Origin of the sequence: Lactiplantibacillus xiangfangensis, from assembly GCF_001438845.1 — a bacterium.
In the GTDB taxonomy this organism is placed as follows: domain Bacteria; phylum Bacillota; class Bacilli; order Lactobacillales; family Lactobacillaceae; genus Lactiplantibacillus; species Lactiplantibacillus xiangfangensis.
Genome location: NZ_JQCL01000057.1, coordinates 130,239 through 155,950, shown reverse-complemented (window position 1 = coordinate 155,950; position 25,712 = coordinate 130,239). Strand labels below are relative to the sequence as shown.

At 45.8% G+C, this 25,712-nt stretch carries 24 protein-coding genes; 9 read left to right on the top strand and 15 right to left on the bottom strand.

Annotation, left to right across the window (positions count from 1 at the left end; translation table 11 throughout):
* Nucleotides 1-104 precede the first annotated feature (104 nt).
* The gene (locus tag IV64_RS06280; protein WP_057706288.1) at nucleotides 105-2,297 is read right to left on the bottom strand and encodes a glycoside hydrolase family 65 protein; all 2,193 of its coding nucleotides are present in this window, start codon (nucleotides 2,295-2,297) and stop codon (nucleotides 105-107) included.
* A gap of 187 nt (nucleotides 2,298-2,484) precedes the next feature.
* Here IV64_RS06280 and IV64_RS06275 point away from each other — a divergent pair, with 187 nt between their 5' ends.
* A complete protein-coding gene (locus IV64_RS06275; RefSeq protein WP_057706286.1) occupies nucleotides 2,485-3,267 on the top strand; it encodes a hypothetical protein in 783 nt (260 codons plus the stop codon).
* 98 nt (nucleotides 3,268-3,365) lie between these two features.
* On the opposite strand, the gene IV64_RS06270 is transcribed toward IV64_RS06275, so the two are convergent.
* The 4 genes from IV64_RS06270 to pnuC form a co-directional block, all read right to left on the bottom strand.
* Nucleotides 3,366-5,369, bottom strand: coding sequence for a PTS sugar transporter subunit IIABC (locus tag IV64_RS06270; protein WP_057706283.1), 2,004 nt, complete (start codon nucleotides 5,367-5,369; stop codon nucleotides 3,366-3,368).
* A gap of 17 nt (nucleotides 5,370-5,386) precedes the next feature.
* Nucleotides 5,387-7,030, bottom strand: coding sequence for an alpha,alpha-phosphotrehalase (gene treC / locus IV64_RS06265; RefSeq protein ID WP_057706281.1), 1,644 nt, complete (start codon nucleotides 7,028-7,030; stop codon nucleotides 5,387-5,389).
* 24 nt (nucleotides 7,031-7,054) lie between these two features.
* The gene (gene treR, locus IV64_RS06260; protein WP_057706596.1) at nucleotides 7,055-7,780 is read right to left on the bottom strand and encodes a trehalose operon repressor; all 726 of its coding nucleotides are present in this window, start codon (nucleotides 7,778-7,780) and stop codon (nucleotides 7,055-7,057) included.
* Between the two features lie 201 nt (nucleotides 7,781-7,981).
* Complete coding sequence (gene pnuC / locus IV64_RS06255; RefSeq protein ID WP_083491592.1) at nucleotides 7,982-8,770, bottom strand: nicotinamide riboside transporter PnuC; 789 nt, start codon at nucleotides 8,768-8,770, stop codon at nucleotides 7,982-7,984.
* A 387-nt stretch (nucleotides 8,771-9,157) separates the two neighbouring features.
* On the opposite strand from pnuC, the gene map reads away from it, so the two are divergent.
* Nucleotides 9,158-9,949 (top strand): type I methionyl aminopeptidase, encoded by a 792-nt coding sequence (gene map, locus IV64_RS06250; protein ID WP_057706276.1) that lies wholly within the window; start codon nucleotides 9,158-9,160, stop codon nucleotides 9,947-9,949.
* A 98-nt stretch (nucleotides 9,950-10,047) separates the two neighbouring features.
* Here map and IV64_RS06245 read toward each other — a convergent pair whose 3' ends face one another.
* Both IV64_RS06245 and IV64_RS06240 read right to left on the bottom strand, forming a co-directional pair.
* Entirely contained in the window at nucleotides 10,048-10,596 is a 549-nt protein-coding gene (locus tag IV64_RS06245; protein WP_057706275.1) for an NADPH-dependent FMN reductase, read from the bottom strand.
* Nucleotides 10,597-10,731: 135 nt separating this feature from the next.
* Entirely contained in the window at nucleotides 10,732-12,081 is a 1,350-nt protein-coding gene (locus IV64_RS06240; RefSeq protein WP_057706273.1) for a DUF2252 domain-containing protein, read from the bottom strand.
* Between the two features lie 196 nt (nucleotides 12,082-12,277).
* Between IV64_RS06240 and ndk the strand changes: the two genes are divergently transcribed.
* Nucleotides 12,278-12,733, top strand: a complete 456-nt coding sequence (gene ndk, locus IV64_RS06235) for a nucleoside-diphosphate kinase (protein ID WP_057706272.1) — start codon at nucleotides 12,278-12,280, stop codon at nucleotides 12,731-12,733.
* 167 nt (nucleotides 12,734-12,900) lie between these two features.
* Nucleotides 12,901-13,287, top strand: coding sequence for a hypothetical protein (locus IV64_RS06230; RefSeq protein ID WP_057706271.1), 387 nt, complete (start codon nucleotides 12,901-12,903; stop codon nucleotides 13,285-13,287).
* A 69-nt stretch (nucleotides 13,288-13,356) separates the two neighbouring features.
* Here IV64_RS06230 and IV64_RS06225 read toward each other — a convergent pair whose 3' ends face one another.
* Nucleotides 13,357-13,593 (bottom strand): hypothetical protein, encoded by a 237-nt coding sequence (locus tag IV64_RS06225; RefSeq protein WP_057706270.1) that lies wholly within the window; start codon nucleotides 13,591-13,593, stop codon nucleotides 13,357-13,359.
* Between the two features lie 236 nt (nucleotides 13,594-13,829).
* Nucleotides 13,830-14,165, bottom strand: coding sequence for a thioredoxin (gene trxA / locus IV64_RS06220; protein WP_057706269.1), 336 nt, complete (start codon nucleotides 14,163-14,165; stop codon nucleotides 13,830-13,832).
* Between the two features lie 176 nt (nucleotides 14,166-14,341).
* On the opposite strand from trxA, the gene IV64_RS06215 reads away from it, so the two are divergent.
* Entirely contained in the window at nucleotides 14,342-14,854 is a 513-nt protein-coding gene (locus IV64_RS06215) for a MerR family transcriptional regulator (RefSeq protein ID WP_057706268.1), read from the top strand.
* A gap of 376 nt (nucleotides 14,855-15,230) precedes the next feature.
* On the opposite strand, the gene IV64_RS06210 is transcribed toward IV64_RS06215, so the two are convergent.
* Genes IV64_RS06210 through IV64_RS06195 form a run of 4 tightly spaced genes read right to left on the bottom strand, consistent with a single transcriptional unit; the run spans nucleotide 15,231 to nucleotide 20,807 of the window.
* Nucleotides 15,231-16,388: a mannitol-1-phosphate 5-dehydrogenase gene (locus IV64_RS06210; protein WP_057706267.1), complete on the bottom strand. Its 1,158-nt coding sequence runs from the start codon at nucleotides 16,386-16,388 to the stop codon at nucleotides 15,231-15,233.
* A 1-nt stretch (nucleotide 16,389) separates the two neighbouring features.
* Nucleotides 16,390-16,839, bottom strand: a complete 450-nt coding sequence (locus IV64_RS06205; RefSeq protein WP_057706266.1) for a PTS mannitol transporter subunit IIA — start codon at nucleotides 16,837-16,839, stop codon at nucleotides 16,390-16,392.
* Nucleotides 16,840-16,853: 14 nt separating this feature from the next.
* Nucleotides 16,854-18,929: a BglG family transcription antiterminator gene (locus IV64_RS06200; protein ID WP_057706265.1), complete on the bottom strand. Its 2,076-nt coding sequence runs from the start codon at nucleotides 18,927-18,929 to the stop codon at nucleotides 16,854-16,856.
* Between the two features lie 36 nt (nucleotides 18,930-18,965).
* Nucleotides 18,966-20,807, bottom strand: coding sequence for a PTS mannitol transporter subunit IIBC (locus IV64_RS06195; RefSeq protein WP_057706264.1), 1,842 nt, complete (start codon nucleotides 20,805-20,807; stop codon nucleotides 18,966-18,968).
* A gap of 373 nt (nucleotides 20,808-21,180) precedes the next feature.
* Between IV64_RS06195 and IV64_RS06190 the strand changes: the two genes are divergently transcribed.
* Complete coding sequence (locus IV64_RS06190; RefSeq protein ID WP_057706263.1) at nucleotides 21,181-22,596, top strand: C69 family dipeptidase; 1,416 nt, start codon at nucleotides 21,181-21,183, stop codon at nucleotides 22,594-22,596.
* A 146-nt stretch (nucleotides 22,597-22,742) separates the two neighbouring features.
* Nucleotides 22,743-22,961, top strand: a complete 219-nt coding sequence (locus IV64_RS06185; protein WP_057706262.1) for an AbrB/MazE/SpoVT family DNA-binding domain-containing protein — start codon at nucleotides 22,743-22,745, stop codon at nucleotides 22,959-22,961.
* 130 nt (nucleotides 22,962-23,091) lie between these two features.
* On the opposite strand, the gene IV64_RS14340 is transcribed toward IV64_RS06185, so the two are convergent.
* The gene (locus IV64_RS14340) at nucleotides 23,092-23,241 is read right to left on the bottom strand and encodes a hypothetical protein (protein WP_157061071.1); all 150 of its coding nucleotides are present in this window, start codon (nucleotides 23,239-23,241) and stop codon (nucleotides 23,092-23,094) included.
* Between the two features lie 188 nt (nucleotides 23,242-23,429).
* Between IV64_RS14340 and IV64_RS06180 the strand changes: the two genes are divergently transcribed.
* Together IV64_RS06180 and IV64_RS06175 are read left to right on the top strand one after the other, a co-directional pair.
* Complete coding sequence (locus tag IV64_RS06180; RefSeq protein ID WP_057706261.1) at nucleotides 23,430-24,086, top strand: hypothetical protein; 657 nt, start codon at nucleotides 23,430-23,432, stop codon at nucleotides 24,084-24,086.
* 80 nt (nucleotides 24,087-24,166) lie between these two features.
* Nucleotides 24,167-24,442 (top strand): hypothetical protein, encoded by a 276-nt coding sequence (locus IV64_RS06175; RefSeq protein WP_157061069.1) that lies wholly within the window; start codon nucleotides 24,167-24,169, stop codon nucleotides 24,440-24,442.
* 405 nt (nucleotides 24,443-24,847) lie between these two features.
* Here the strand turns inward: IV64_RS06175 and IV64_RS06170 are convergent, their stop codons facing one another.
* Entirely contained in the window at nucleotides 24,848-25,561 is a 714-nt protein-coding gene (locus tag IV64_RS06170) for a glucosamine-6-phosphate deaminase (RefSeq protein WP_057706259.1), read from the bottom strand.
* Nucleotides 25,562-25,712 lie beyond the last annotated feature (151 nt).

Genomic DNA, 25,712 nt, shown 5'->3' with positions numbered 1-25,712 from the left:
TTTGCCTACATTTTAAGTTTACGGTTTCTAAACGACGTAAACAAATCGTGTTTGGACTAGTTGATATTCTGTTTAGGACTAATAGCAACGGTGACATCCAGTCGCTACTTTGAGACTGGTGTCAGCGTAATCAACCGCTGCTCTTGGTCAATCTTAATACTTTGCTTGGTGCCACCCGTCACCTTCAAGGTCGTAGGTGTCACCGTTATCGCATAAACTTCACCGCGGTAACGCAAATTAAACGTACACCGCGTCCACCCCTGCGGCAAGGTTGGCTGTAACGTAGCATGGTGGTCATCGACCGTTAATCCCATCAGTCCCCAAGCAAACGTAATCCAGCTGCCCCCCATTGCAGCAAGGTGCAGTCCGTCAGCCGTGTTACCTTGTAAGTTTTGCAAGTCCGTATTGACCGTCCGTTTAAAGAACTTAATCGCACCAGCCGCTTGTCCTAACCGGGCCGCCGCAATGGCGTAAATGGCGGGCGATAACGACGAATCATGCGTCGTTATCGGTTCGTAGTAATCATAGTTAGTCTGCACCTGTGCCGTCGTAAACTGTTCAGGCAACAACACCATGGCTAACAGTAAGTCAGCCTGCTTTAAGACCTGTAACCGGTACAACACCAGCGGATGGTAGTGGGTTAGTAACGGAAAGTTGTCACGTGGAATTTGCTTTAAATCAATTTTGCGCTTAGACAGGAAGCTGTCATCCTGCGCAATCAGGTCACCATGCGTTTCAGAGTACATTTGCTCAGCTGCTCGTTGTAGCTCACGCCATTCCGTGACCGTCACGTGGAAACGTTGCAGGTCAGTTCTAGCAAAATGCTGTGTTAAATACCGCATCTCAAATTGCACCATGTAATTCGTATAGGCGTTGTTGTTGACCAACGCCGTGTACTCGTCCGGACCCGTCACGGTGTTCAACACGAACCCTTTGCGCGGATCAAAATTTCCGTATCCAAGGTAAAAGCGGCACGTTGCTAACAACAGTTCGGCCCCGTACTTTTCCATGAAGTCATTATCGTGCGTAATTTGATAGTATCGGATCACCAAATACGCGATGTCCGCATCGATATGAATGGCGGCAGTGCTAGCTGGAAAGTAGGCGGATGATTCTTCCCCGTTAATGGTTCGCCATGGGAATAACGCCCCTGTAAGTCCCAATGACTGCGCATAAGTTTCAGCGTGTGCCAACTGACGATAGCGGACCATCAATAGTCGTCGAGCCAATTCAGGATGATTCCAGTAGAAAAATGGCGCTTCGTAGATTTCAGTATCCCAGAAATAGTGGCCACTATAACCACTGCCCGTGAGTCCTTTAGCGGCAATCCCTTGCTGACCCGCATGAACGCCCAGCGCTTGTAACAACCCAAATTGTGAAAAGCGGATACCGCGTTGCGACTCATCATCGCCGGTAATGGCGACATCGCTAGTCTGCCAGAAAGTCTCAAGGACTGCGCGCTGCATTGCGGCTATCTCAGTAAACGACCGGGTTAATGCGTGTTTGACCGTTGCATCCACAGCAACGGGGCCCAGCTTATACCAAACCGTTTTTGTCATCGCAACCGGTGCTTGCTTTAAATCAAACTGACTCATCCAGTTGCCATCGGTCAGCCACTGGCCGGGATGATCGTAGTGCGTGACCGTACTTAACTTTCGCGCACTACTTGAAGCCGTAAAAGTCGTCCCGCGCATCGTCGCGGAAAGCGGCGTCACTTGTTGGTGCGCCAAAATATCGGAAATATCAACCCCCGCTAACCGGGGATCAAATTTCTTAGTTTGAACCATCCCGTGGACGTGCAGCCCCGAAATAACGCGTAACCGGCCACCCTTAAAGTTTAAAGCGCGGACCTGAATTCGTTGAGTTAGCAAGGACGCAGTTTTCAAACTCGTTAACCGGGTCAGCACAATCTCTAATTGATGCCCCGTTCGCCGCTCTTCCCAGGTCAGCGTATGCTGAAACTGGCCAGTACGCATTGAGAGCTGGTAGTGCTCCGCGAGAACTTTTCCTTGGTTAAGGTCCACTGGTACATCGTCCAACCATAAATCAAACCGGGTCGGTGCCGGTAACGGCACCATCATTTGGTTGCGTTGGGGAAACCCAAATTGGGCCTCCCCATAATGAATGGGCTCATAATCATAAAACCCGTTGATATAAACGACGGTATCGGTTTGCGGTCCCCGCCGTAATCCGGGAATCTCCGTTAAATCTTTGACCCCAATTAGGCCGTTGCTAACCGTCAACTGCGAGGCCAATTCTCTTGTTGGCTGGTCCGCTTCAATCGTCCATAAACTCATTAACAAGCCCCCCTATAATTTTTCAAGCAACAGGCGTTTTCGCCGTCCATTATAACGCCCATTTTTTAGTTGGAACGGGCCGAATTCGAACGATTCATCACAGCCTAAACAAAAAACACCTTTGGCGTGTCGTTCGCTGTGATTTGACCTATACTTAAGGTGTTTTATCAGTTAGGAGGGGATACCCATGGCCAAACGTCGGATCACACATGATCCACATCAATTTGTTAGCGCCGCGGATGACCGCCGACGACTTCAACTCGCCGTTCAAATGGCACTACCGACTAACGCCCACGTTTTAGCCCGCAACTTTGCGCGTTCCAGCGCCAGCTCCTACTGGCTGCTCATGCTGGACCAGCCGTACGGTCTCACACCGAATTTTCTGACTTTGCGAATTGCCGACCACAAACTGTGGCTGACCAATCACGATCAATTGACCGTGACTTGGGAGGCTGGCAACTTTGCTGCCGTCCAACAAACTTTACGCAACCGGTTAACCGCCAAAACGCTTCAACGTTACAGTTATCATCTTAGTACGACCGATGTCATCACCTTACGTTTGATTTTGCACTTAGAACAACACCAGTTAATCTGGTTAGTCCAGTTATCACCAGTAATCGCTAAAGCTTATAAGAACCACCGTTTAGACTTACACGACGACTTTCCAAGTGCCAAATTATTACTAGGTAATATGAACAACAGTAGTCTTCAACTGGTGCCAGTTAAGCAGCCAGTTTTTCAAGCACGCGTCGGTAAGTATTTTGGTCGTAATTTGCTATTTTCACAGTTTACAAGTCATCAGCTACTCCGCTTATTGCCAACCAATCAATGGATTCGACCATTACTTAAAGAACTGCCCCCAACCCCGAGCCTAGAACAACAGCTCGCCGTGACTTACGGGACCGACTTCGTCCGCATTTACGTCGAAGCAATTCGACAACAGGCGCGCTTAGCCGCAATCAGTTCATAACAAGATGGCTTGCACATTCATTACAAAAGGACCGTCATGCAAAACCCGCTTGGATTTTGCGTGACGGTCCTTTTGAATTCAATTTATATCGTAAGTGATTAAGCCACTTGGCCTAGATGCCGCTTCTTCGGTGCAGTTTTGACTGCTTCAGCGTCTTCATCCTTAAACCCAAACATCCAGGTTAACGTGAAGGAGACGATAATCGTTGCAAGTGACGCGATTAAGAACCCGTAAAAGCTAAAGTCGATCCCCTTTTGAGGGTTAACAAAGGAGGTGACCCCAATCAAAGAACCGGTAAAGCCCCACATATTAACCCGCATCAAACCAGTTAAAAACCCACCGACTGCGGAACCGATGCTAGCTGTGATGAACGCGCGGCCGTACTTCAAGTTAATCCCGTACATCGCGGGTTCAGTAACCCCACAAAATGCAGAGATCGTTGCGGGCCATGCAAGTTCTTGAATGTTTGCTAACTTAGACTTCAGCGCAATCGCCATAACCGCGCCACCTTGAGCAACCATCGTTGCGGAAATAATGGCGTTCAAATAACTGTGGCCCGTGGTCGCAATATCGTTGGCCACAATTGGAATAACGGCCCAGTGTAACCCGAAAATAACCAAGACTTGATAGAAGCCCCCGATGATCAATCCAGAAATAGCGGGACTCAAGTTGTAGACTGTGACAATTAAGTTTGCTAAACCGGTCGAGAAGATCGTGATAACTGGGCCAAGGAAAATCAAAATAGCGCCTGACACGATGACAACTTCAAATAATGGCACGAAAATCATCCGTAATACGGTTGGGATCACACGCTTGAGCCATGGTTCCAACTTGCTAGCCAACCAGGCACCAGCAATCATTGGGAAGATTGAATAAGTGTATGAGGCCACGTGGAATGGTAACCCAAAGAAGTTAGCGTTGATACCCATTCCAAATAACGTGCTGACGACTTTACCCTTAGTTGCAATCGCAACAATCGATGGGTACGTCAAAACCCCACCGATAATCCCCATGATAACGGGATCGGAGCCGAGTTTTTTAGCGGCTGTGAAGCCAACAAAGATTGGTAGGAAGTAGAAGACGGAATCCCCCATCGCACTAATAATGACGTAGGTTGGGGCCGTCGTGCTAACGACCTTAAAGGTAATCAGTAACGCCAAGATCCCCTTTAAAATCCCTGAAGCGGCTAACAGTCCGATGACGGGAATCATGGACCCCGTGATGACCCCAATCAAATTACTGAAGCCCCATTTGACTAGGCCCCACGCAGTATCTGGCCGGTTGGCCGCCGCGTTCGTTTCGGCTACGGCCTTGGCCGTTTCAGAATCGTTTGAAAATTCTGGTCCAATTAACTTAATTACCGCGTCATAAACGTCCGTAACGGCTGGTCCAATCACGACTTGATATTGGCCGCCCGCTTTGGCAATGTCAATGACGCCCTTTAAGTTGGCCACCACGTCATCGTTAGCTTTACTCTCATCTTTTAAGTAGAACCGCAACCGGGTAATGCAATGAATCAAGCTACTAATGTTTTCCACACCACCGACATTTTCAACGATGTCAGCTGCTAACTGATCATACTTGCCAGCTTTAGGGAGGCGTCCCTGACGCTTCGCGTTGAACGTATTCGCATTTAGCCGCCCCGTCGCAACGACTGCGCCAGCGGTCTGCGTCCCAGTCGTCACGTCTAAGCCGTCCAACTTATCACTCGAATTGGTCACGGCTAAGACGACTGTCGTCTGCCGGTTAGCCTTTTCGATCATTGCGAGGTCCATCGTTGCGATGGTGTCGCCAGCCTTAACTTCATCACCAGCCGCCACCGTCAATTTGAACGGCGTCCCCTTTAAATCAACCGTATCAATGCCTAAGTGAACTAAAACTTCCAAATTGTTGTCTGGCGTCGTAAACCCCAACGCGTGTTTCGTTTCCGCGATCATTGTGACCTTCCCACTAACGGGCGCCACGATGTCGCCACTAGTCGGCTGAACCCCAAATCCTAGTCCCATCATTCCAGCAGAAAAGACGGGATCTTTAACAGCCGCTAACGGAATTACTTCACCGGCAACCGGTGATAAAATTGTAACCGTTTGTGCGTGTGCCATAATACTCTCCTCCAATCCTAACCCTGTGACAAAATAATCGATTGATATGGTTTCAAGACCATCTTGGGCTGCACATCCACGTTATCGTAGTTGGATAACACCACTTGGGCATCAACCATCTCAGTCGGTAGCGCAACCACTGTTGCGTTCGAATAAAAATTATTTAAAACGAGTAGGCGCTGGGAACCCAGGGTGCGCCAGTAGCCAAAGACATGCTCATCATCTAAGCGCCACGTCTGGTAGTCACCATCCGCAATGATTGGCATCGTCTTCCGTAATCGAATTAACGTTTGGTAATACTTGAAGAGTTCCCCGTGTGCCAATTCATCTGCCACGTTAATCTGATCCTGATTGGTTGGTCGTAACCACGGCCGACCAGTCGTAAAGCCCGCGGTCGCACTGGCATCCCACTGCATCGGTGTCCGTGAATTATCACGGGCCTTAGTCTTCACAATGGTAAACGCATCCGCATGACTATACCCGCTACGAATGAGGGCCCGATAAGCATTCAGCGCTTCGATATCCACGTAATCCGCCATCGATGGGTAGTCCGGATCAGTCATCCCAATCTCTTCTCCCATGTAAATAAACGGCGTCCCGCGCATCAAATGAATCACCGTGGCGAGCATCTCAGCCGACTTAATGCGATACTTACCGGCATCCCCAAAGCGGTTAAGGGCCCGCGGTTGGTCATGGTTATTCCAGAATAAGGCTTGCCAGCCACCACCAGCGTTCATCCCAGTCGCCCAGTCATCCAGTAACTGTTTTAACCGGGGGAAATCAAAGGCCATTCGCGACCACTTACGACCATCAACGTAATCGGTCTTGAGGTGATGGAAGTTAAAGACCATCGACAGTTCGTGGTTAGCGGGGTTCGTATACCCAACACTGTTGCGAATGGTTGTGGATGACATTTCACCCACCGTGACACTGTCCGGATCCTGACCGTAACTAGTACGATTGAGTTCTTTCAAATAGTCATGGACGATTGGCGTATCGGTATATAGCGTTTTGGACGCTACGCCCGCGGGTGCGTCTACCAACTGTTCGGATTTTCCCGTAACGTTGATGACGTCAAACCGGAACCCGGTCACACCCTTGTCACGCCAGAAGTTGACCACGGCGGCACAGGCTGCCCGCACTTCGGGGTTATGCCAATCGAGATCCGCCTGCGTTTCATCGTATAAGTGGAGATAGTACAAGTCAGTCTCCCCAAACGGCGCCCAGGCTGAGCCCCCGAACTTTGATTCCCAATTAGTTGGTAAACTACCGTCCGCTTTTGCCGGGCGCAAATAGTAGAAAGCTTGATACTTCTTATCACCCGCTAATGCGCGTTGAAACCACGGATGCTGGGTCGAAGTATGGTTGAAGACCATATCAAGCATGACGCCGATATGGACCGCCTTTAGCTTGGCGACCAATTCTTCAAAATCACTCATGGTCCCAAATTGCGGATCGATTCGGTAGTAATCAGCAATATCGTAGCCATTATCATTTTGTGGTGAAACAAAAAATGGGTTGAACCAAATCATGTCGATATTCAATTTTTTCAGATAGGGAATTTTTTGGATAATGCCCCGCAGGTCACCGACACCATCCCCATCGCTATCATAAAAGGACTTCGGGTAAATCTGGTAAATAACTTGTTGTGATAATTTCATTGCAGTTCTCCACTTTTAATTTGTTTACATTGGTTTCCGTTGCCGGCGAGCAAAGTCGCGGAAACGGAACTTATCCGCGCGGTGTCGCGATTCCGTAAACTGGAACGCCCGCGCATCCGTTAAACTGGTCACGCTACGAACAACTGCCATGTAGGCGCCGGGATCTAAGTTCAGTTCCGCCCGGTCCTCAGCGTTCGCTGGTTCCATCGTAATTTCCTTCGTGGCGTACCCAATTTCTAACCCCAACTCATCTTCAAAATAAGCGTAGAGTGAATCCTCGGCAGCCTTGCGTGGAACGTCTGGGATCACTGATTTCAAAATATAATCCTTATCAATAATGTCTGGTTCGTCATCAATGACCCGAACGCGTTTGATTGCCGTTACCGGTTCCTCCGTTAGGTCAACGCCCAACGAAGCAAACGCGGCGATGGGCAACGTTGCCTCTGGATCATACCCATAAACCACGTTTTCGGTCGCAATGTGCAACTTCTGTGCAAGCTCTTTGTAACTCACAATTCCTGAAACTGGGAATTCATACTGGCGATGTTCAATCACCAGTGAGCCCTTGCCCCGAATCTTTTGAATATACCCGTTCTCTGCCAGCGTAGCTAAAGCCTTACGCCCAGTCTCCCTTGAAATCCCGTAAAGGTCACACAGCTGGTTCTCACTAGGTAAATAAGTCCCTAACTGGTAGACTTCCGCATCGATTTTCTGCATTAAATCGTCATAAACGAGTGCCGATTTATTAATCATGACCACCGCCCTCTTTCTCGTTAGCGCTTTCATTTATGAATATATACTTGTTTAGACAAGTTGTCAACGTTAAAAATGAAAACTTCCAAAATAGCTATATATAGGAGTTTGTATATATAATTAACTTGTATAAGATGTCTAGACAAGACTAAAAAATCGCCTATGACTAGGTCATGGGCGATTAATTCGTTAATATTCTTAATGATTCAAACTAAAGGCGTGATCCTCAGTGGTCGCATCAGCCTTCTTAGCCGCTGCCGCTTGCTCTTCGGCAATCAAACGGGCCCGCTCATGCTTGTTATACCAAGGTGAAACGGTGAAAGCTAAGACGTCATTCATCAAGTAAACGGAACTGTTGATGAACATGGCTAAAGTTGCAGATCCTTGACGGAAGGAAATGAACCACAGCACCATCTGTGCCAACCCGGAAGCAACCCACCAGAAGTACTGGTTGTTGTAACGTAGGAAGCAGATGACACCGGCAGTTAAGCAGATTGCAAAGCTGATTGCATCGATCCACGGCCGCGGATCATCGGTCAAAGCACCGATTAAGTAACCCGAAATCCCATAGACGACTAAGGTTGATACAATGGCAACAACCCAAGTCCGGCCCGTAAACTTCCGAATCTTGGAAACCATGTTCACGTTCCAACCAGCACTCAGTAACACTGGAATATCCAGGGTCACAACGTAGGCAAGCTGTTCACCAATGCTGAGGTAGTTCTTTGCTGAAAACCCAACGACGATAAAGCAAGCTGCGGAAATTAGCCCTAGCCAACCATTCACTGACTTAGCAGCGTTGATGGCCAACACACAAAGGACACCCAAAGTCGTCCCAATAAATGTTAGAATGGATAACGTTGTGATTGGCGCGTTAACCAGCGTCATCACCTGACAACCTAAGCTAAAGAAGAATAAATAGTAATTCTGTTGCGGCCAACCTTTCAATTGGTGTGATAAAAATTTAAAATAATTACTCAAAATCATGCTCCTCTTTCCGTTTATCAATATGCGGTTGTTAGTGTCCAGTTGGCCAACTAGTCACGATCCACTACCATATGTAGTGCTTCTGTTCGAAACAACACTATATATTGTATCATTAACTTTGACGATGAAAAGTCCAAATTCTTGAATATTAAACGCGTTGTAAACAACCAATCCGGATTCAGCCCGCCACACGGGCCTTTTTGGACTGGAAATTTTTTTGGGCTTTTTTCTGAAAGCGATTGCAGTTAAATATCGCAACTTGCTTGCCCAAATCCCCACTGTGTCCCCATTCTTGAACATTGCTTTTTGTCGGATATCTGCCGTTGCAGTATACTAGGGATGGACATTATTTTATCTACAATATATTTAATATTTTTGGAGGATTACATGATAACTCTTAAATCAGATCGCGAGATTAAGGGAATGCAAGAAGCCGGCGACATCATGGTCGGCCTCTTCCACGCCTTGGAAGATTACATCAAACCCGGAATAACTACTTGGGACGTTGACCATTTCGCATACGAATTCATCATCGCCCATGACGCTACCCCTGGTGAATTAAACTTTGAAGGCTACAAGTACTCAACTTGTGTCAGCGTTAACGACATGATTTGTCACGGTTGCCCTAGCAAAGACATTTTAGTTAAGGATGGCGACCTCTTAAAAGTCGACACCGTTATTAACTACCACGGCTACTTGAGTGACTCATGCCACGCATTCGTTGCTGGTACGCCATCACCCGAAGTTAAAAAGTTAATGGACGTTACCTTGAAAGCCCTCTACTTGGGTATTGACCAAGCCGTTGTCGGTAACCGAATTGGTGACATTGGTTGGGCCATTCAAAACTACGCCGAAAACGAAATGGGTTACGGCGTGGTCCGCGAATACATCGGCCATGGGATTGGACCGACGATGCACGAAAAGCCTGACGTTCCTCACTATGGTGAAGCTGGACACGGGACCCGTTTAAAGGCCGGTATGACCATCACCATCGAACCAATGGTTAATATCGGTGACTGGCGTTCTGGCGAAACCGCTGACGACGGCTGGACCGTTCGGACCTTAGACGGTAGCCTTAGTTGCCAATACGAACACACTTTAGTTGTTACGGACGATGGTCCTAAGATCTTATCTTCATACGACCACGACTTTGACGCTAAGTACCTTTGGAATAAATAAACAGGTTATATAAAAAGGTGGTGCCTTCAAGATTTTGAAGGCACCACCTTTTTGCTTATTTTAATAACTTATGGATTAAAGCTCAACTTCAGCTGAAACTACTTGATGAACTTAGCTGCAAATTCGCTAAATTGCTTACCCGCACCTGCTAAGAAAGACTGCGTACCTTCGTTAGTGATGTGGCCGTTTTCGTCGGATAACTTATCCGTATTACCGATATATAATTCAGGCTGTTGCATCGTTGGCATGTCTAAGAATACCAATGATTGACGTAAGACGTGGTGTGCTAAAACGCCAGAGATTCCAGAAATTGATTGTGACGCAACCAACGCTGGCTTGCCGCCCCAAACGCTTTGGCCCCATGGACGAGAAGCAACGTCCAAGGCGTTCTTCAAAGCGGCTGGAATACTACGGTTGTGTTCAGGCGTCACGAAGATAATTGCATCTTGCGCCGCAACGGCATTCCGGAATTCGGTATATTCAGCCGGTGAAGCCTCATCGTAGTCTTGATTGTAAAGTGGTAACTTAGCGATGTTTAAATACGTGACTTCCGCATCTTCTGGTAAGCCCGCAACGATTGCGTCAGCCACCCCTTTAGAATAAGAATTTTTACGAATGGAACCTACAATTACACCATATTTTGTCATATTTATTAACAGTCCTTTCAAATCAGTTTCACTTACTAATAGTAAGTATATCAATAAATCATTAAAGTGCAATCATTTTGATTTATTTATTTAAAAAAAGGACTAGCATCCGCTAATCCCCTCGTACTACTGCATTTATGGCTTATCCAAAAAATCTTGATAGTCCGCTTCAACTTGTTCAACGTAGGCCTCTGACCAGTTTGCCATGGCATCATCGAACTTCGTCGTACTACCAATGTAGCCCCGAATCATCGCCGCAGTTGGACTCTGTGCATGAGCTTGCGCCAAGATCATTGCGCACGTATTTGCGTACGCTGAAAATTGTCCCCAGTCCAAAGTTGGAATATCGATTGACTCCTTCATATCACGGAATTGACGCACGTAGAAACTCTTGTTGGCCATTTGGAAGTAGCCTAAAAAGACATCCGAAGTGGCTTGTAAGATTCGCTGTGAACTGACGATCCGTTGCCCTTCGGAAAGTTCGAGGGCTGCCGTCAAATCCTGTTGGGACTGACTTCCCACTTTACGAGTCGGTAGCGCCTCTTTGATCTGTAAGACCATGTGACTACCATCCGTACTCGTTAACAAGACCAGGTAGCATAGCGACCCAAAGCTCCCCACACCCACACTGTGACGAATAATATCAGTCACTTCATATTGTGACAATAGTAAGGCGACGTCCGTTCGAACACTGAGCAAATATTCTTGAATGCCGTGCTTTAAGCCCTGATACGTCTTCTTGTCAATGTGTACGGAGCGCGGTGCGTTATCCTTAAACTGACGCTCACCACGGCTATTCGTCCAAGTAAATTTACGTACAACCTGTTCCGAATTCCGTTTTTGGGCCTTTTTGACCAAATCCGCAATAAAGTTCGCCGTGTCTTCCGGCTGCCCACCAAAATTCAGAACGGCTTGAACTTCATTATCCCGGTAGAAACGATCCAACGTGGTTTGGTCAAACATGCGTTTAATCGCTTCGCGGTAACTAGCACTGGCTGTCCGGACGAGTTTGTCCACCTTTTTAGGCTTAAAGTTCGAGTCACGAGCGGCCAAAATAATGCTGACGAGTAATCGGCGTAAATCCCATTCCCACGGGTGAACGCCCGCTTCGTCAAAATCGTTAAGGTCAAAGACGAGCCGCCGTTCTGGCGACGCGTAAAACCCGAAATTACCTAGGTGCGCATCACCACAAACAACGGCTGGGATCTCCGTTGACTTTTGATAATCCAAATCATAATCCATCAGTTCCACGGAACCCCGAAAAAAAGCAAACGCGGAAGCTGACATGCGCTCACGGCGCAGTGGCAATAATTCCGGTACTAACATCGCACGAACGTGTTTCAAATACGCACCCGCATTCCGCTCAACTGGTGTAAACGTTCCTAGCTGGTCAAACGACGTGGTTTGGCGCCGGGCTTTCCCGAGCGCAATCAATTCGGCAACGGTGTGGTGCTGACGAATATGTGTTAAATCAAGTGGTGGCATGCTGTATCAATCCCTTTTATTTTAAGCTATCCCCATTATAACGATTTCATTGGTCAAAAAGAACTATCATCATCTTTAACCCCTTTTTGAGATTGTGACGTTCCCCACACGATTCTAGTTGACGCACTCATCAAATTAATCTACAATTTAATCAGCAGCGATGAAAGCGCTTACTTAACTTGAGGAGGGGTTTATTATGGCAAATTCAGAAAAAACTTTGGTTCTCGTAAAACCCGATGGGGTCGCTGAAGGACACATCGGAGATATCATTTCTCGTTTAGAACAAAAGGGTTATCAGATTTCCGCCCTGAAAGTCACCAACGCAACTGAAGAACAACTTCAAGCTCACTATGCTGAAAAAGTGGGAAAACCTTACTTCAAAGAAATCGAGACCTACATGATGGAAGGCCCATTGGTTGCCATCATCGTCAGCGGCGCTAGCGTTGTCAAAGCCATCCACCACTTAGCTGGCAATACGCGGCCATCCGATGCACAACCCGGTTCGATTCGGGGCGACTATGCGCATGATTATCCTGACGGGATCTTGAGAAACATTATTCACACTTCTGACAGCCGTGAAAATGCGCATCACGAAATCGCCATCTGGTTCCCCGAACTAGCCGTATCCTCACGTAAAAATGAAACTGATTAATAATCCTTGAAATTCTCGGTCACGACCGAGAATTTTTTTGTTTGGCAATTGAACGAAGCTAACCCATAAAGTCACCCAACTAACCGGCCAAACACGTTGCAATCTTCGCCTAATCCCCCCTTAGCTATTATGATTAGGTTAATAAACAAAGGTTGGGGGGACTTGTAATGAACTTAGTACTGGGACCATATATGCACCGATCCAATACCACCGAAACGCCTAAGCTTTCGATGTACACCGCGTTAGAACGCATTGACGCGGCCATCCAACTTATTAAACAAACCGGGCTGACCGGGCTAACTAACTCAACGGCGACGCTGGGGCTGAACCTGACACATTTGATTGGTGCTAACGTTATCGTGACTAATGATCCACGCAACTTCAGCATTATTGTTCAGGATCATCAGGCCACCTTCACCCTGACCGGTTGTCTTATTCAGGATACTTTTCATAACATCGTCAATCCACTGAAACCCCGGTACTTGATCTCACTCAACCGCCAGCTAATTGATAATAGCGACGATTTAATTGAAACCATCTACAATCAGCTCTAAGCAGTCAAAAAGGCCTTAGTTACCCAACGAGTGGGTGATTAAGGCCTTTCCTATTTCTTCGATTAAAAATTACGATGCCAGTGATTGTGGCGCCGCTACGGGTACCGTCTGTGGTGCGTGCAGGACTTCGTGTGGTAACCGCACTTGTCCGTTGGAACTGTGCTGAGCCGTTTTGTTTTCAACGGCTGGATTAACAACGTAAACACTCGGTGCTGGCTCATGTTTCGGTGCTTCGATCGATTCAAAAACCAACAACGCCCCAAAGGCGACGATTCCTAAACGTAGTAACCAAACAATTTTTTTCATAAAGCGTTCCCCCAAAAACGATTTATTTCATTTTAATGTAACACGAATACCGCTAATTATATTGTAAAACCCCTGACTCTTTTATTATTAATAAGCTTTCTGTTCCAACCACGACCAATTCGGCAGGTTGTTTTCATGAAAACTTAGCAGACTTTAATTTGACATCAATTGTAATTTATCAAAAATATAAGTATACAAGTAACAAAAAAGACGCCTTAACGGACGTCTTTTTTGTTCTATTCGGCTTTTGTTACTTCAGCCAATTTTTGATCTAAATATTTTTTTAACGCTGCTTGCGGATGGAACCCAACCACCTTTTCAGCCGGCTTTCCGTTCTTAAAAACAACGAGGGCCGGAATACTCATAATTTCAAACTTTTCCGCAATTTCTTTGTACTGGTCAACGTCTAGAGAGGCGAATTTAATTTTTCCGTCGTAGTCTTCGTCTAACGCTTCTAGGGCTGGCGTCTGCATCTTACACGGTCCACACCAATCCGCCCAGAAATCAACCACCGTTAACGCCGTCCCGTCGGCCACCGTTTCAAAAGTGGTCGCATCTACTGGTTCAATCATATTTAAAGATCCTCACTTCAATTAATTTTACGTCTTATCATAGCATGTTTTGACCACTCATCACGTTCTAAAAGCCTGAACCCCGGTCACTAATAAAGCGCATAACGGTGTTCGTTCATTCAAAAATTCGATATAATAGCGTTATAGAAACGATATATCTTAAGGGAGTGCTTACTTTGTCTGAACAAACAATTAATTCCGAACAGGAAACGAAACTAGTAGCCTCGGTTGCTGCTAAACAACTTGGCATCAAGGCAGTCACCTTGCGCAAATACAGTACGTTAGTCGAAAACCAACTCAATGACGAGACCCGTTTTAGAACGACTGACAGTAGTCACCGCCTGTACAATCAGGCAGACCTCGCAACCTTCAAGGCAGCCATTGAGCTCACTGAACAGGGTGCAACGCTGGCCAACGCCTTAGACCAGACCTTTAATGAACAGGGGACACAACCAACTAGCGAATCCTCCGTAGAAGAAACAGTGACCCCTGCCGCAAAACCAGTTAAGCCGGTGCAACCCGCAACTGCTCAACCAAGTGGTCCTAGTAACGCCGAGCTTGCCAAGCAACAAGAAATAATCATTCGCCGGTTAGATTCCCTCAACTACCGACTCAACCTCGTGTTGGACCGCTTAGACGAGCAGGCGGCCAAACAACAGGCCAAACCGTGGTGGCAATTCTGGAACTAATTATTCCTTAATTATCCGACTCTGCTCAAAACGGACTTACTATTGTTATTACTGTCGGATAATCGGAGGTTGCCACTGATGATATCGGTCGTGAAGGTAGCCTTAAACGGTGATTTTCCGGTTTTAGGCCACGGACGGTCCGGGACAATTGCGTCTTTTGCAAGTGTTCCGGGCGAGGGCCTAGACCGCTTCCCAGGCTAGGCCCGGTCCCACGACCGATATCATCAGTGGCAACCGGACTACTAATTTGTATTAGTCCAGATATTGATACAACAGTAATCAATCCCAAAGTTTCACTTTCAACCTTTAACCACAAAAAAATAAAGTACCGGATCACTATGGCGGTTTGTGATCCCGGTACTTTATTTTTTGTATGCTACTTAGTTGCAGCTAAATGCTTTTCGTAAGAAGCTTTAATTTCATTAATTAGGTCGTCATCCTTTAAACCAGTGGTTTCGCGGATAACTTGTTCAATTGGTTCGTCTTTCAACATCTCTTGTAACTTAACGCTTTCGCTATCGTTAGGGTAGTTGAAGAAGAACATTTCACCAACCGTATCAATGAGGGCGCTGTAGTCGCGACCACGGTCCTTCAATTCGCGAATTGGACGGATGAAGCGTTCGTCATAACCAAGTTTCCGAATTGGGGTCCGGCCAACCCGTTCGATATCATCTGAGATATATGGGTTTTCAAACCGGCTCAAAATCTTCTTTTGGTAAGCGTGGTGAACTTCAGGATCAAAGCCCCACTTCTGAATCAACAAGTCCCCAGTTTCGCCTAAGACGCGCTTAGCTTGGTCAACCACGCTGTCGTCTTTAACGGCTTCACCAATGGTCTTGTAGCCCTTGATGTTACCAGTGTAAGCAACGGTGGCGTGACCAGTGTTAACGGAGAATAACTTACGTTCGATATATGGTTCCAAATCGTCCGCATAGTCGACACCCTTTAATTCAATCTTAGGGTTCTTCATTTGTGACTTGTCGATAACCCATTCCTTGAATGGTTCAACGGAAACAAACAATGGATCGTCATGCTTTTGAAGTGGCACGATCCGGTCAACAGCGGCGTTTGGGAACCCGGCATTTTCGTCGGCCCAAGCTTGTTCGCTATCGTCTAAGGATTCGTAAACCGACTTCTTCAATGATTGGCTCCCACCAATCATGTTTTCGCACGCAATAATGTCAATTGGAGTCGTATTGTTGTTAACATGCCGTAACTTTAACCCGTCGGCAATGAGTGGCGCGATGAACTTCAAGATCTTTGGCCCAATCGCGGTCGTAACCATGTCAGCTTGGGCAATTTCTTCAGCAACTGCCTTAGGATCTTTGCCGTTGTTAATCCCCTTTACATCGTGAACTTCAATATGCTTTTGACCTTCTGCAGCCAATTCAATGGTGTAACCATTGCGTTTATTTAATTCATCGATCAAAGTTTCGTTAACATCAACGAAAGTGATCTTAAAGCCGTTGTCAGCCAAGGTTTCGCCAATGAAGCCCCGACCAATATTACCTGCGCCAAAATGTACGTCTAACATTCTAATCAACTTCCTTTAATAGATTTATGATTTCATCTTCAGATTGAGCGTCCGCTAATTTCGCCACGTTGGCGACATCGCTGCAGTATATCGCAATCTGAGACAAGAGGTTCAAGTGTTCACCGTTCAACCCGGCAATCCCGAAGATAACTGTGACGGTCTTGTCATCATCGTTATTGCCTGGGTCGCCCCAGCTAACACCCATTGGTACTTGGACCACTGAAATACCGGTCTTTTTAATGTGTTTCATGCCATCTTCAGTACCATGGGGGATGGCAATGAAATTACCCATATAAACGGAAACATCCTTGTTACGCGCTTGCATCGCGTCAATATATTCGGGCTCGACACAGCCGCCATCGACCAAAAGTTGACCGGCTAAGCGGATGCCTTCTTCTTGCGTTGCTACTTGTTGGTTCAACGCAATCATTTTTTTATCTAAAGCTTCCATTCTATTCACCTACTCTATTTCGTTAGTTCGTTCAAAAAGGCTTTGCTAATTAACTGATATAGTTGTTGGCGATCACCGGTCATAAAAGTCTGGGTGTTATCCAAACTCTCAATGACTAACGCACTCAACTTACCCATCAAACGATTTTCAAAGTCGCTGATGTTTTCGGGACCGAGCATCAACACAATTCGTTGAAGTCGAATCTCGCTTTGATCCATACTCTTAAAGGTGATCGGCTGATCCAGCTCAAAGATGGCACAATACGGAGCGGTCACCTGTTGACTTAACGTGTGCACTAGCGCCAGGTTGGTGTTAGGGATACCAACCGGTGCTCTACTCAAACGATGTAACAACCGCCCTGCAACTTCTAGGGGGTCATGTATCAAATTCGAATCAATATGCTTAGTGATCTTAACTAAGGTCTCCGCAATAGTTTCACGATCGTTTCTAATGGGGGTGATCGTAAACCGATTCAGAATTTGTTTAGCGATTGTCATTCGTTGATACACGGTATCAAAGTCCAGATTCGTCGTCGTTTCATCAACGGCAGGTGCTTCAACCGCCAGCGTACTTGGATAATACTGGTGGATATATTCACGTAACGAACTGACTTCATTTTCAAGTAACAACGGGCTGACCACCCGGTAGTTCAACTTGAACCCGGGCAGCGTCGTCGTCGAGAGAATCATGTCAAATCCTTGTAAGTTGATTTGACCAAGGTTCCCAATTCGAGCGACTTCAATGGTGGTAATCTCTGGAACTAAGCGTGCCAAACGGGTCTTTAAGATCCGCGCGGTCGTCATCCCATTCGGACAGAGTACCAACACCTTTAAGGCTTGGTGACTTAATTGTTGCTCATACGTACTGGCGAAGTGAATCAACAAATACGTTAACTCATCCGCTTTAAAATCTTGATCCGGGAACGTGCTGGTAAAACTCCGCACGACCGCCGAATATAATTTCGGGTACTGTTCGCGAACCTCTTGCAGTTCCGGACTCGGTGGTACTGGACCATTAACACCGTTACGTTGCAACGCAATTTGCATGTGCGCCGTCAAGTTATTCAGTAACCGATCATCGGTCCCAAACGACCAATTAAAGTGATAGGCAACCGCGTCGATTAACTTCTTCACCTGATAAGTGAGTTGTAAATCGTAGTTCGATAACGAGGCGTCCTGGTCAATGCGAAACGTTAATCCCTTAATCTGCTGGGCTAGAAAATCAATTTCCGCGCCCGTGATAACGGCTTTAACGTCCGCTGGCAACTGGGTCATGATAGCAAGCGCAATGCGCTGATATTTGAGAAAGTCATCGCGATTGATGCCCCGTAAATACGTGACGCGCTTATGACTCTTCAACCGCATGACCCCGGTCGTCAAGGTAATGATCAGTTGTTGCAACTGACCATCCGGTACCGACGCAAAGTACTTCTTTTTTAAATCCCGAACGGCATGGTAACAAATCAATAACGTGCCGGCATCTAATAAGTTCAAGAAGTACGATTGTTCGTCGCTGGCCGAGACAGCCAAGCCCTGGTTGAGTTTGCCGATTGTCTTGAAAAACTCGTAATCATTAATTTCATTATTCAAGATCGTGGCAAACAGATTCCGAATATTACCTTCTGTGCCCGCAACTTGAATGCCGCGGGACTTTAACCGCTCAATTGATAAATCATAATCATCAAACGGTGTGCCTAGCGTGGTCAAATCGTTAGAAATGGTCGCCACGCTGACATCAAAATCAATCGCCAACTCTTTTAACTTCATTGACCGATCTGACATGAGAATCCGGCAAGCTAGCGCATTTTGACGCGTCTGCGAATCAAATGCTGGTGCAATTTCGTGTCCCGCCGTTAGCTGGCTTTTAAACTCAGCTAAGGCCGCTTCTGCCCCGGTTAGTTGAAACCGGTGCGTCACGTTAACCACCTTCAAGCCGGCATTTTGTAAGACCAGCTCTAAGTTACTAAACTCGCGGTAAATCGTCCGCCGGCTACTGTTGAGACCGGTTTCAATCCGACCCATTGAAAGGCCACTGGGATTTGCTAACAACAATTGTAATAATTCGTCTTGACGCTGCGTGAACTTAACCATGGAGCCACCTCATACAATAACAGTATTTATATCGATTTATTTCAATCCTGATACTATTTTATCATATTTAGGTGAGCTCAAAAGATCATCAGTGACTAGTATTTGAACTTGCGTGTAACGAGTCCGTAAGTTCTTAGCAGCTTCTGGGCTGGAAACAACTAACAGACTGTTGGCATCAGCCAATTCATCAATACCTAAGTTCTTAACATTAACTTGTTTATTGGCTTTCTTAATGCGATCCTTCATCAATGATGTTGCCATCGTTGCCGTACCAAGATGACCATCGTGGTGAACAAAGACAATTTCATCAACAACTGATAAATTCAAACCAGCTGGTAAATCGCTTGCGTCATCACTTGGCGCTGCGGGTGCTTCAGAAGCTGGTGCTGGTTCATCACTAACTTGATCACGCGCTTTTAAGTTCACAACCACTTGATCGTACTTTGGACTGCTTAAGAAATTATCAACGGATAACCGGAGGGCGTGTGGTGCTTTTTGAGCGGCCCGGTCAGCTAATTCGTTTTGCGTAATGACTAATAAGCCTGGTTCATCTTTCAAATTACTGATAGCCGTGTTGGTAACGGACATGTTGATACCGGCCTTCTTGACCTTGTCACGGAGTAAGGAAGCACCCATTGCGGATGAACCCATCCCAGCGTCACAGGCGAAGATGATGTGGTCAACGTCTTTATAAGAAGCAATCACGTCAGCTGGTTCAGCATTGCTACCTTCAGTAGTTTCAGCGTTACCGTTCTTCATTGCGCTCATTTGACCTTGAGCCGTAGCTAAGTCAGCGGTTGCACCGGACTTGTCACGCTTCAAGATGATTGCGGCAACGATGAAGGAAGCTAAGGTTGCTAAGGTAACCCCAACCAGTAACCCGATATAGTTTGGTAAACTCTTTGGTGACATTAATAATAACGAAATAATCGAACCAGGGGATGGGGTTGAACGTAAACCAACGTTTAAAATACTGAAGGTTGCAGTCCCAGTAACACCACCGGCGATAACGGCCAAGAACAATGCTGGCTTCATTAATACGTATGGGAAGTAAATTTCATGAATCCCACCGAAGAAGTGAATGATGATTGCACTTGGTGCGGAAGCCTTGGCAGTTCCCTTACCAAATAAGGCAAAGGCTAACAGAATCCCAAGACCTGGACCTGGATCTGGTTCAAGTAAGAACAAGATTGACTTACCGGCACTGGCTGCGGCTTGAATCCCAAGCGGTGTCAAGATACCTTGATTAATCGCGTTGTTCAAGAACAAAATCTTAGCTGGTTCAATGAAGACGTTTGCTAATGGTAATAACTTCATCTTAATGATCCAGTTAACACCGGCGGCCATTAAGGCACTCGCGCCGGTAACCACTGGACCGATGGCAAAGTAACCAACAATTGCTAACAGCATCCCAATAATCCCAGCTGAGAAGTTGTTGACTAACATTTCGAAACCACTCTTGATCTTATCGGAAACGGCGTCATCCCATTTCTTGATGACCCAGCCACCTAAAGGACCCATAATCATGGCACCGATAAACATTGGAATGCTTGAACCAACAATGACACCCATTGTTGCGATGGCCCCAACGACCCCGCCACGATGTCCGGCAATCATACTACCACCGGTAAAGGCAATTAATAATGGCAATAAATAATGAACCATTGGCTGAATCATCTTTGCTAATCCAGCGTTTGGCCACCAACCACCGGCCATAAAGATCGCGGTAATTAGCCCCCAAGCGATGAAGGCCCCGATGTTTGGCATGACCATGTTACTTAAGGCACTCCCAAATTTTTGAACGCGCGCTTTGAGACCCACTTTTTTCTTTGCAGCGGGAGCGGTTGGCGTTGCATTTGTATTTACATTTTCACTCATCTGATAAAGCTCCTTCCTTTTTCTTAACGTCTCTATCATATCGGGACAGGAAAACGGTTTCAAGAAGTTCTAGGCAGACCTTTGGCACACCAAACTGTGCCACAATTAAACTCAACCATTCACAAGTGTCAAAGTTGGCACAAAATATAGGAATGCCGATTTAAAAGCAATGAAAGCCCTTATAGACGACAAAATGCGCCACTCATGATTACGCTTTCACAAGTGTATGATCGCAAAAATCGCTGATTTTGCTGTTGTTTTTGGTTTACTGCGTTCGTCACGCCACCCCCACCCTCAATCTCACACGCCCCGTTTTGCCGTTGAAATTCATTTTCAGACTCCTATACTGGAATTACCAAGGGGGAATTATCCAATGAAGAAAGATTCTGATTGTACTGAAATATTAGTCGGGAAAGCCGCCAGTATGGACGGTTCAACGATCGTTGCTCGTAACGAAGATGGTTACGGTCCGATCAACCCCATTAAATTCGTGGTTCACGCCGCTAAGGACCAGTCCAACGCGACGTACCATTCCGTAACGACCGGTGTAACGGTGCCACTACCGGACCACGCTTACCGCTACACGGCAACGCCACAAGCTGACCAAAGTGATGGTCAATATGAAGAAGCCGGAATCAACGAACTAAACGTCGGCATGAGTGCCACTGAAACTACGGCAACGAACGTCCGCGTCCTCGGTTACGACCCGCTCGTCCACGATGGTGTGGATGAAGAGGCCATGGTCACCTTAGTATTGCCCTACATCAAAAGTGCTAAGGAAGGTGTTCAGCGTTTAGGGGCCCTCCTTGAAAAATACGGTACGGGTGAAAGTAACAGCATTGCCTTCAACGACCAAAATGATATCTGGATTCTCGAAACGGCCGGTGGTCACCACTGGGGCGCTGTCCGCGTTCCCGATGACACTTACGCCATCGTCCCTAACCAAACCGTTGTTCAAGAAATGGACCTGAGTGATACTGAAAACTTTCTTGGGGCCAGTGATTTAGCTGAATTCGTTGAAAAGAACCATCTAAACCCTAATCCGGGTCACTTTAACTTCCGCGAAATTTTCGGTACGCAGAGTGAAGCTGACGCCTACTACAACACACCCCGGACATGGTACGGTCAAAAGTTGTTCAATCCTGAAATTGAACAGCAACCAACCGATCAAGACATGCCAATGTTCCGGCAACCTAGCAAGAAACTCGCAATTGAAGACGTTCAGTTCTTCTTGTCATCCCATTACAACGGGACCCCGTACGATCCATTCGGCACCTTTGCTTCTGGTGATCAACGGGAACAAAAACGTTACCGTTCAATCGCCATGGACCGTAACCAGTGTTCATCGATTTTACAAATTCGCAACGACGTTCCCGCAGAACAAGCTGCGATTCAATGGGTCGCCATGGGCTTCTTTGCCTACGCACCATACGTTCCATTCTTTACTAACATCAAGGACACACCGCTTGATTATCAAAACACCACGGCTAACGTCGACGTTAACAACGTTTACTGGTTGTCCAAGACTTTGTCAGTGCTCATCGAACCCCACTGGCACGAATTTGCTGAAACCGTCAACGCTTACAAAGACGGTTGCCAATCCTTCGCCCGCGAACAAGTGGCTAAGGCCGACGCCACAATTACTGGCGACGCTACCGACTTTTTGACTAAGGCCAACGCTGCAACGGCCGGCGAAATCTCCAAACGGACTCACACCTTGTTCGACCAACTGGTTAAGCAAGGGCTACTCCTTTCCGCAACGACTTGGGAAAAGGGCCAGAACCTGTAAACACATTTAAAAACCGCCGCAGCAGAAGCATATTAATGGGTTTCTGTTGTGGCGGTTTTTTCTATTTTACTGAGACTGATTTGTTGTCTATCGGGTTGAATCAAATTATATTCGGTATAACATCAAATACTTGAGGAGTGTGCGGTATGGAAATAACAATGCGCAAATTTGGAAATTCTGTCGGTGCTATCTTCCCCCCTGAGCTAAAAGCGGTGGCCGGCGATGAGTACAAGATCGTCAAGTTGGGTGATACGCTTGTCATGACGCCTCTACGCAATAATTTATTTGATAATGAAACCGATTGGACCGGTTTTCGTGATAGTGTTTCACAGGAAGATAACGAATGGGACGAGATTGATGATTAGCTATTGTACCCACTGATGCCACGCTGAATAATCTATTTAATCCTAATTTCTCTATGGATCAAGTTAAAAGAGAAGCATCCTTTTTTGGGAATGCTTCTCTTTTAGTACCATCTAAGTGGTGTCTTTACTTTTATAACATGATTGCTGCGCCATTGGGATCTGGTGTCAAAATAAACCAGATCATGCCAATCACAATTAGAGCTAACCCTAAGCTCGCAATGATGATCAATTGAGGCTGATGACGTCGAATCCCAAGTCCCCCGATAGCAATCAGCGCCACAATCAATACTAATAGTATTGCTCGTTACTCCGATGTTTCCCACCCCGACTTCTTTTGCTACTTTAATTTTAGCGGTTACGCACATCGTTTAGCAAGATAGACGCTGGGTATTTATGCATAAATTAATGATTCCACGTCAATTTTTAGCGCTATAATTATAAAGTTATTTATATTTGGAGGGAAATCACATGCACAAACTTGTTAAAGAACTCGCGCTAACGACTGCGCTCATGGGGATCGGCGTTATTGGCCTTAACCAACAACCGGTATCGGCACAAGCCGCAATTAAGACACACAAACTAAAGAGTATGCCGAAGAAATTTCGGGGAACTTGGTATCAAAAAGCCAAGGGAAAAACGTATAAAATTAAGGTAACCGCCAAACGCTTTGGTAATTCTAAATACCGGCACTCTCGCAATCCAAATAGTGCCGTTTATAATAGCGAACAATACTTCACGCCTTATAAAGTTACTGGTGCCAAGTCCAACACCCTTTACTTTGCCCACGGCGTCGGTGGTGAGACGGTCCGGCAAACGACGATTAAGCATCATAAAGTCTTAATTGCCTACAACGAAGAAGAACATTACTACACCTTCAATATTTGGTCCAAGTCCAAGAAAGGAATTGGCCAGAAATCTTGGGAAAATCCTAACCCTTATGGGATGGGTGTGAATAGCGTAAAAACTGCGAAAAAGAACCGTCATGATTACGCTAAAATCAATCCGTATATCAAGAAATACCTCGGCAAGTCCGTCAAAAAGACGTCCGTACATGGACAAGGTAAACTCAAGCACATCAAAGTGACTTACTACACTGCTCTAAAGCCTATCGTCAACTTAAAGTAAAAAAATAATTTAATTTGTAGCTTTAGTTGTGGAAGAAAATTCACCGTTCATTCTTGGAAGTACAAAGGATGGTCATATCAATGAAATATAATTTCATTTCAGAAAACAACATAATCAATTTAATGGGTGTCATCGGTATACTAGCTATTCTCGTAGTACCCTTTATTGCAGTAAACACCGATTTCAAATTAGGTGGATCAGGTGCGGGAATCTTGCTAATAGGAACATATCTTGAGTTTTTACCGTATTTTTCTCAGAATATTTGGCACAAACTATTAGGCGTTCTTCTGCTGATCGTAATTGCCATATTAGCTATCATATACGCCTTTATAGTTATTTCAGCAACTAACAAGTAAAAGCTTATTTTAAAGACTCTAGCGCTCCAAAATTTTATTTCAGTTGGCCAACCAGGTATCATCTTGCGGACAAAGGATTAGTAAATAGCACTGTACTGTCGAATCGACATTTTTTAGGTTACCTTTTTGCCCAAAAATCTTGGCAATCTTCTAGTCCATTTAGCATAAACCTAGTCAATGTCAAAACTGCTAAACAAGGTAAGAAAAAATTCGCCAAGGTTAATCCCTATATTCAGAAATATCTTGGCAAAGCCGTCAAGAAAAAGACTATGCATGGCTGGGGTAAAACGAAACCTATAAAAATCACCTATTACACTGCTGCAAAAATTTCATGTCTTAAAATAAACGACAAAAACGTCCAATAACTTTTTCAAGTTACCGGACGTTTTTATTAACTGTTAAAGTTTAGTATTTTTTGCTTAACTTACTTGCAGCCGCTTCATCAATCACAACGGTTACGTTCGGATGGTTTTGCAAGATACTTGCTGGTAAGTCAACGGTATCAGGACCTTCGATCATGCCTTTAACGGCATCGGCCTTATTTTCACCAAAGGCTTCAAGCAATAAGTGCTTGCTCTTCATGATGGAAGCTAAGCCCATTGAGAAGGCTTGCTTAGGAACATCGTTTTCGCTGGCGAAGAAGCGTGAGTTTGCTTCAATCGTTGATTCCGTTAAATCAACCACGTGGGTTGTAACGTCGCGTGACGTACCTGGTTCGTTAAAGCCAATGTGACCGTTACGGCCAAGGCCTAAAATTTGTAAGTCAATTGGGTGTTCGTCAATAACTTTGTCATAACGTTTTACTTCTGCTTCTGGGTCTGAAGCTAAACCATTTGGTAAGAATGATTCCTTGAATGGCTTGTCGTTAAATAAGTTTGTTTGCATGAAGTACTTGTAACTTTGTTCGTTGTCTGGTGCAATACCAACATATTCGTCCAAGTTAACAGACGTGCAGTTACTGAAATCTAAATCACTATTGATGATTTCCTTGTAAGTCGTGATAGGAGTTGAACCAGTTGCCAACCCAAATACTTTTGCCCCATTGTCCAGAGCATCCTTAAATACTTTGTATCCTTCTTTGCCGCCGGCAGCTTGATCCTTTACTACGATAACTTTCATAATTAACTGACTCCCTCTTTGTTTGGTATAGTCCAATTGTATATTGGTCTAGACTAAAATTCAAGGGGTTTGCTTCAAATAATTCATTTTTTGTTTGATAGCGTTCTCATTATTGTCAGTTTCCGCCTTAGATTCATAACAAATAAATTGT

What these genes read in the sequence shown, in the direction of transcription:
- IV64_RS06245 (WP_057706275.1), bottom strand. Translation starts at nt 10,596, where the DNA reads ATGACAAAATATGGTGTAATTGTAGGTTCCATTCGTAAAAATTCTTAT.
- IV64_RS06210 (WP_057706267.1), bottom strand. Translation starts at nt 16,388, where the DNA reads ATGTTAGACGTACATTTTGGCGCAGGTAATATTGGTCGGGGCTTCATT.
- IV64_RS06240 (WP_057706273.1), bottom strand. Translation starts at nt 12,081, where the DNA reads ATGCCACCACTTGATTTAACACATATTCGTCAGCACCACACCGTTGCC.
- IV64_RS06205 (WP_057706266.1), bottom strand. Translation starts at nt 16,839, where the DNA reads ATGGAAGCTTTAGATAAAAAAATGATTGCGTTGAACCAACAAGTAGCA.
- IV64_RS06180 (WP_057706261.1), top strand. Translation starts at nt 23,430, where the DNA reads ATGCACAAACTTGTTAAAGAACTCGCGCTAACGACTGCGCTCATGGGG.
- IV64_RS06170 (WP_057706259.1), bottom strand. Translation starts at nt 25,561, where the DNA reads ATGAAAGTTATCGTAGTAAAGGATCAAGCTGCCGGCGGCAAAGAAGGA.
- IV64_RS06275 (WP_057706286.1), top strand. Translation starts at nt 2,485, where the DNA reads ATGGCCAAACGTCGGATCACACATGATCCACATCAATTTGTTAGCGCC.
- pnuC (WP_083491592.1), bottom strand. Translation starts at nt 8,770, where the DNA reads ATGATTTTGAGTAATTATTTTAAATTTTTATCACACCAATTGAAAGGT.
- treC (WP_057706281.1), bottom strand. Translation starts at nt 7,030, where the DNA reads ATGAAATTATCACAACAAGTTATTTACCAGATTTACCCGAAGTCCTTT.
- IV64_RS06280 (WP_057706288.1), bottom strand. Translation starts at nt 2,297, where the DNA reads ATGAGTTTATGGACGATTGAAGCGGACCAGCCAACAAGAGAATTGGCC.
- IV64_RS06270 (WP_057706283.1), bottom strand. Translation starts at nt 5,369, where the DNA reads ATGGCACACGCACAAACGGTTACAATTTTATCACCGGTTGCCGGTGAA.
- IV64_RS06230 (WP_057706271.1), top strand. Translation starts at nt 12,901, where the DNA reads ATGAACTTAGTACTGGGACCATATATGCACCGATCCAATACCACCGAA.
- IV64_RS06190 (WP_057706263.1), top strand. Translation starts at nt 21,181, where the DNA reads ATGAAGAAAGATTCTGATTGTACTGAAATATTAGTCGGGAAAGCCGCC.
- IV64_RS06195 (WP_057706264.1), bottom strand. Translation starts at nt 20,807, where the DNA reads ATGAGTGAAAATGTAAATACAAATGCAACGCCAACCGCTCCCGCTGCA.
- ndk (WP_057706272.1), top strand. Translation starts at nt 12,278, where the DNA reads ATGGCAAATTCAGAAAAAACTTTGGTTCTCGTAAAACCCGATGGGGTC.
- IV64_RS06175 (WP_157061069.1), top strand. Translation starts at nt 24,167, where the DNA reads ATGAAATATAATTTCATTTCAGAAAACAACATAATCAATTTAATGGGT.
- IV64_RS06200 (WP_057706265.1), bottom strand. Translation starts at nt 18,929, where the DNA reads ATGGTTAAGTTCACGCAGCGTCAAGACGAATTATTACAATTGTTGTTA.
- IV64_RS06185 (WP_057706262.1), top strand. Translation starts at nt 22,743, where the DNA reads ATGGAAATAACAATGCGCAAATTTGGAAATTCTGTCGGTGCTATCTTC.
- map (WP_057706276.1), top strand. Translation starts at nt 9,158, where the DNA reads ATGATAACTCTTAAATCAGATCGCGAGATTAAGGGAATGCAAGAAGCC.
- trxA (WP_057706269.1), bottom strand. Translation starts at nt 14,165, where the DNA reads ATGATTGAACCAGTAGATGCGACCACTTTTGAAACGGTGGCCGACGGG.
- IV64_RS06225 (WP_057706270.1), bottom strand. Translation starts at nt 13,593, where the DNA reads ATGAAAAAAATTGTTTGGTTACTACGTTTAGGAATCGTCGCCTTTGGG.